This is a genomic window from Agrobacterium sp. MCAB5 (genome assembly GCF_052114365.1).
Classification (GTDB): domain Bacteria; phylum Pseudomonadota; class Alphaproteobacteria; order Rhizobiales; family Rhizobiaceae; genus Agrobacterium; species Agrobacterium tumefaciens.
In genome coordinates, this window is record NZ_JBFREP010000057.1 from 1 (window position 1) to 928 (window position 928).

The 928-nt window shown below is 56.8% G+C and carries 2 protein-coding genes; one reads left to right on the forward strand and one right to left on the reverse strand.

Annotation, left to right across the window (positions count from 1 at the left end):
* A partial coding sequence (locus AB4Z23_RS27250; protein ID WP_441361152.1) for a response regulator transcription factor occupies nucleotides 1-223 on the forward strand: 223 nt, incomplete at its 5' end.
* A 63-nt stretch (nucleotides 224-286) separates the two neighbouring features.
* Here AB4Z23_RS27250 and AB4Z23_RS27255 read toward each other — a convergent pair.
* Nucleotides 287-928, reverse strand: a 642-nt coding sequence (locus AB4Z23_RS27255) for a TRAP transporter substrate-binding protein (protein ID WP_441361153.1), incomplete at its 5' end; no start/stop codon positions are given.

The following is a 928-nucleotide window of genomic DNA, read 5'->3' on the forward strand; positions in this document are numbered from 1 at the left end:
GATGGAGAGCGCCACTGGCAGGTTGAAGGAACTCACCACCCGCGAGCAGGACGTTCTGCTACTGATTGCAAGGGGAAAAAGCAACCGCGACGCCGCTGTGGCGCTGGATATCGCCGAGAGCACGATGGAAACCCATCGCAAGAACATCAAGCGGAAACTGGATATTGCGACGACCGCCGGTCTTATTCGCTATGCGATAGACCACGGGCTCATCAAGGAATAGCGCGATGGGATCGAGGCCCCGCGAATGTTGTCACCCGGGGGCCTCGACATCAGTTATGCCAGCTTATTTGCCGGCAGTCTGCATCGCATAGCCATAGCTGTCATAGGTATATTCGGCGACGCGGAACCATTCATAGCTCTCGTCGCGGAATTTCTTCCAGCCGGGATATATTTTGGCCCATGCGGGATGTTTCTGCGTATACTCGTCATAGAGTTCGAAGGTTGCCTTATAGGCGGCGTCGAGCACGTCCCGGGGTAACGGGCGAAGCTGCGTGCCCTTTGAAACGAGCGAGCGGATCGCATCCTTGTTCTTGACGTCGTAGAGAGCCTGCATGTTGATGTTGGCCGCCTTGCAGGCGGTGTCAAGCGCTGCCTTGTATTCGTCAGGCAGGGCCGCATATTGATCCTTGTTGACGAAGAAGTGAATCGTCAGACCACCCTCCCAGAACGCTGGATAATAATAATAGGGCGCGATCTGGTAGAAACCGAGCTTTTCGTCGTCATAAGGGCCGACCCACTCCGCAGCATCGATGGTACCACGTTCCAGTGCTGGATAAATGTCGCCGCCCGGAAGCTGCTGTGGAACGGCGCCAAGCCTCGCAAGCACCTGCCCGGCGACCCCGGCAATTCGCATCTTGAGGCCCTTGATATCCTCAATGCTTTTTATCTCCTTGCGATACCAGCCCCCCATCTGGGCGCCCGTCGC